At 70.3% G+C, this 4,902-nt stretch carries 5 protein-coding genes; 4 read left to right on the top strand and 1 reads right to left on the bottom strand.

Translation table 11 applies throughout. The features are described 5' to 3' along the window. The 4 genes from AC1DZ6_RS19040 to AC1DZ6_RS19025 form a co-directional block, all read left to right on the top strand. On the top strand, positions 1–234 hold a 234-nt coding region (locus AC1DZ6_RS19040), incomplete at its 5' end, for a DUF983 domain-containing protein (protein ID WP_477098710.1). Continuing rightward, on the top strand, positions 227–910 hold the full coding sequence (locus AC1DZ6_RS19035) for an SURF1 family protein (protein ID WP_477098709.1): 684 nt from the start codon (positions 227–229) through the stop codon (positions 908–910). The genes AC1DZ6_RS19040 and AC1DZ6_RS19035, both read left to right, overlap by 8 nt. After that, positions 910–2,307 carry a threonine synthase gene (gene thrC, locus AC1DZ6_RS19030; protein WP_477098708.1) on the top strand — a complete coding sequence of 466 codons (1,398 nt, stop codon included), beginning with the start codon at positions 910–912 and terminating at the stop codon, positions 2,305–2,307. The genes AC1DZ6_RS19035 and thrC overlap by 1 nt, the downstream gene beginning before the upstream one ends. Positions 2,308–2,472: 165 nt before the next feature. Next, positions 2,473–3,741: a M16 family metallopeptidase gene (locus AC1DZ6_RS19025; RefSeq protein WP_477098707.1), complete on the top strand. Its 1,269-nt coding sequence runs from the start codon at positions 2,473–2,475 to the stop codon at positions 3,739–3,741. A gap of 53 nt (positions 3,742–3,794) precedes the next feature. Here AC1DZ6_RS19025 and AC1DZ6_RS19020 read toward each other — a convergent pair. Beyond that, positions 3,795–4,902: serine hydrolase domain-containing protein (locus tag AC1DZ6_RS19020; RefSeq protein WP_477098706.1), on the bottom strand; the 1,108-nt coding region annotated here is incomplete at its 5' end.

Raw genomic sequence — 4,902 nt, 5'->3', positions numbered from 1 at the left:
CACGAGACCGGCGACGGGGCCTCGACCTTCGTGATCCTGATCGCCGGCTTCCTGTGCGCGTTCGGGGCGCTGTTCTCGATGTTCGCCTTCGCCTGGCCGGTCTGGCTGCTGTTGGTCGTCTGGCTGCCGATCACCCTGGTCGCGTGCCTGGGCCTGATGCGGCCCGCCAAGGGTCTGATGGTCGCCGCCCATATAGCCAACAACGCCTCCGAGGCCGGCCGCCACGATGTCTGACGTTTCTGAACCCAAGGACCGCCGCTTCCCGGTCGGCCTGACGATCGCCACCCTGATCGCCTTCGCCATCCTGTGCGTGCTGGGCGGCTGGCAGCTGAAGCGCCTGGCCTGGAAGGAAGACCTGCTGGCCAGGATCGAGGTCCTGAAGACCGCGCCCGCCCAGCCCCTCGCCAGGGTGCTGACCGTCAAGAGCCAGGACGCCTCCTGGACCCGGGTCTCGGTCGACTGCGTCCCCGACAAGCCAGAGACCCTGCCGCTGGTCTACGGCGTGCGCGACGGCGACATCGTCTGGCGCGCCACCGCCATCTGCCGGACCTCCGCGGCCGGTTACGGCGCGATCCTGCTTGACCTTGGCGTGGTCAAGGCCCTGACCGGCCAGCCCGCCCCCACGCCGGTCGCGCTGGCCGCCCCGACCCAGGCCGTCGGCGTGCTGATGGCCCCGAAGTCGCTGGGCGGCGACCGCGCCGCCACCGTCGCCCGCTTCGCCGCCGACAAGCCCGCGCCCTACATCCTGATGGTCGAGTCCGCGACCCCCGTTCCGCCCGGCGTCACCCCCGCGCCGCTTCCGGCAGAAATTTCCAATCGGCACCTGGAATACGCGCTGACGTGGTTCGGTCTTGCCGTAACCCTGCTGTTTATCTATGCCGCCATGCTCTGGCGGAAGATGAGATCCTGATGCGCTATGTCTCCACGCGGGGTGAAGCCCCGTCGATCGGTTTCCTCGATGCGGTGCTCGCGGGCCTGGCCCCCGACGGTGGCCTGTACGTGCCGGAGCGCTGGCCGACCTTCACGCCTGAAGAGATCGCCGCTTTCGCCGGCCAGCCCTACGCCCAGGTCGCCGCCACGGTGATCGGCAAGTTCGTCGGCGATGACGTGCCGGCCGAGGATCTGCGCGAGATGTGCGAGGAGGCCTATGCCAGCTTCGCCCACGCCGCCGTCACGCCGCTGAAGCAACTGGCGCCCGGCCGCTACCTCCTGGAGCTGTTCCACGGCCCGACCCTGGCCTTCAAGGACGTGGCGATGCAGCTGCTGGGGCGCTTGTACGACTACGTGCTGTCGCGCCAGTCGCGGACCATGACCATCATCTGCGCCACATCCGGCGACACCGGCGGCGCGGCCGTCGAGGCCTTCCGCGGCCGCTCCCACGCCCGCATCGTGGCCCTGTTCCCTGAAGGCCGGATCAGCGAGGTCCAGCGCCGGTTCATGACCACGGCGACCGACAAGAACGTCGCCTGCGTCTCGATCCAGGGCTCGTTCGACGACTGCCAGGCCATCGTCAAGCAGGCCTTCTCGGACGACCAGTTCCGCCACGCGGTGGACCTGTCGGGCGTCAACTCGATCAACTGGGCGCGCATCGCCGCCCAGAGCGTCTATTTCTTCACCGCCGCCGTCGCCCTGGGCGCGCCGGCCCGCAAGGTCGCCTTCGTGGTGCCGACCGGCAATTTCGGCGACGCCTACGCCGCCTATGTCGCCACCCGCATGGGCCTGCCGATCGCCCGCATCGTGGCCGCCACAAATTCCAACGACATCCTCGCCCGGGCCTTCGAGGAGGGCCGCTACGCGCGCGGCGCCGTGGCCGCCACCCAGAGTCCGGCCATGGACATCCAGGTGGCCTCCAACTTCGAGCGGCTCTATTTCGAGGCCGTCGGCCGCGACGGGCTGGAGACGGCCCGCGCCTTCCGCGCCTTCGCCGGCACGGGCCTGCTGGACATCCCGCCCAGCGCCCACGCCAAGATGCGCGAGCTGTTCCAGGGCGCGTCGGTCAGCGAGGCCGACACCGCCAAGACCATCCTGTCGACCCTGAACGAGACCGGCGAGGTCATCGACCCCCACACCGCCGTGGGCGTGGCCGCCGCCAACATCCTGCGCCTGGCCGATCCGGCCACCCCGGTCGTGGTGCTGTCCACCGCCCATCCGGCCAAGTTCCCTGAAGCCGTGCTGGCCGCCGCCGGCCTCACCCCGGCCACCCCGCGCGCCACGCCGGACCTGTCCAAGAAGCCCGAGAAGTTCGACCGCCTGCCGGCCGACGCGGAGACGGTGAAGGCCTTCGTGCGGGAGTTCGCGGCGGGCTGATTGCAGTCCGGGGACACGCCTTCGCGGCGTTCCCCGTCTCACCGCGAAAGCTCCAAGACGAGAACCTCAGCGACCGATGACGGGGACACGCCGCAAGGGCGTGTCCCCGTCCGGCGATGCGTCACACTGGCGCCGCCGTCCTCGCCCCGCTATGTGCGTGGGCAGATGACAGCTTCCACCACCCTCCACACCCTCGAAAACGGCGTCCGCGTCGTTCATGACCCGATGCCGGGCCTGGAGACCATCGCGCTCTCCGTCGTCGCCGGTCGCGGCGCGGCCTATGAGGATCCGGCCCGGTCGGGCTGGTCGCACCTGCTGGAGCACATGGTGTTCAAGGGGGCGGGCAAGCGCAGCTCACGCGACATCGTCGAGGTGATCGAGGCCGAAGGCGGGCAGATCAACGCCGCCACCGGCTATGAGCGCACCAGCTTCCAGGTCCGCGCCCTGAAGGGCGGCCTCGACCTGGGCATGGGCGTGCTGGCTGATCTGGTCCTGCGGCCCACCCTCGACGAGGGCGACCTGACCCGCGAGAAGCAGGTCGTCGCCCAGGAGATCGCCGAGGCCGCCGACGCGCCCGACGACTATGTGTTCGACCTGGTCCAGGCCGCCGCCTGGGGCGATCATCCACTGGCCCGGCCGATCCTGGGCACGGTCGACAGCGTCAATTCCGCCACCGTCGAAGGCCTGGTCGAGTGGCGCGGTCAGCTCTACGCCGCCGACCGGCTGATCGTCAGCGCCAGCGGCGCGGTCGATCTGGACGAGGTGCTGGACCTGGCTCGCCGCGAATTCGGCGCGATGCCCGCCGCGCCGGGCGCCCTGGCCTCCGATCCAGCCGGCTTCATCGGCGGCCGCAAGAGCCAGGCCCGCAAGCTAGAGCAGGCCCACCTGGTGTTCATGCTGCCGGCCGTGAGCGCCCGCGAGGACGACTATTTCGCCCTGCGCATCTTCGCCGAGGCCCTGGGCGGCGGCATGTCGTCGCGCCTGTTCCAGGAAGCCCGCGAGAAGCGGGGGCTGGCCTACAATATCGACGCCTATGCCGACACCTATGCCGACGCCGGCGCCCTGGRCGTCTATGCCGGCTGCGCGGCCGGCGACGCGGCCGAGACGGCCAAGGTCTGCGCCGAGCAGATCCTGCTGCTGGCCGCCCGGATCGAGGACGCCGAGCTGGCCCGCGCCAAGGCCCAGCTGAAGGCCCACATGTTCATGGCCCGCGAGCAGCCCCTGTCGCGCGCCGAACAGGCGGCCGGCCAGGCCCTGATGTTCAACCGCCTCTACACGCCCGCCGAACTGGCCGAGGCCGTCGACGCGGTGAGCGTCGAGGACCTCCAGCGCCTGGGCCGCACGATCCTGGGTCCCGCCAAGGCCGCCAGCGCTATCCTCGGCGCCAAGCCGGCCCTGAAAGCGGGCGAGGTGTTCGAGAAGGCGCTGGCTTAGCGCCCGATCTCCAACCGAACTCACGCAAGGCCTCCGGCCCGCCCCCCGCGCGATCAGGGGGCGGGCGCGGGCGATCCGTCGCCCTTCATCTGCAGCCAGTCGGTGAACGGCAGGTGGTAGAGATTGTCGAAGACCTCGGCCTGGAGCTTGAAGGGCAGGCTGCCCTCGCTGTTCCACAGCATCACCACGCCGGTCTTGGCGGCCGGGTCGAACATCATGGTCGAGCGATAGCCGTCCACCGCCCCGCTATGGCCGACCAAGCGGTGGCCCTTGTAGGTGAAGCTGCGCATGCCCAGGCCGTAGCCGGGGTGCTCCAGCGACCGACCTAGGGCCGAGTTGCCGTAGGGCCGCCCGGTGTTGACGCGCGGACGCTGGATCTCGGCCAGCACCGGCGCCGGCAGCACGGCGGGCGCCTGGCCCATTTGCGCCTGCATCCACCGCGCCAGGTCGACGATGTTGGAATTGACCCCGGCCGCGGCGGGCACGCGGTAATAGGCGTCGAGCGGAGACATGGCGCGGCCATAACGTGAGGGCCGCGCCCAGTGCCTGGAGGCCTCCAGCCCCTGCAGGCCGATGGTCGCGCTGGTCATGCCCAGGGGCGCGAACAGCCGCTGTTGGGCCTCCTGCGCATAGGGCTGGTGCGTGGCGGTCTCCACGACCTCGCGGATCGTGTCGTAGGCGACGTTCTGGTAGGTGTGGCAGGTGGCCGGCGGGCATTGGGGCGGCACGGTCGCCAGGCTCTCGCGGATCATCCTCGGATCACGCCCGCCCTCGAGCCAGCCGTCATAGGCGTTGCGGGGCAGGCCCGTGCGCTGGGACAACAGCTGCTCGACCGTCAGGGTGTTCTGGGCGTCGCCGGGCAGGCGCAGGCTGGTGCCGAACTTCCCGAGCGGATCGTCCAGCGAGAACACCCCGTCCTGGGCCAGGCGCGCGCTGAGGGTCGCGGCCACGGTCTTGGACAGCGACGCCCAGCGGAAGACCGTGTCGGCGTCGATTTTCTCGCCGTCCTGGGGCGTGGTCATGCCGTAGCCCCGCACGAACGACAGGCGGCCGTTCTCGATCACGGCGATGGCCAAGCCTTGCATGGTTTTGTCGGCCATCATCGCCTGGATGCGGGCGTCCAGGGCGCGATAGTCGATCTGGCCGCGCCAATCTTCGGGT

The sequence above is a fragment of the Caulobacter sp. P1_B12_2 genome (assembly GCF_056406675.1).
Note: the sequence above shows the minus strand (reverse complement) of the source record. Positions and strands in the feature narration are given on the sequence as shown.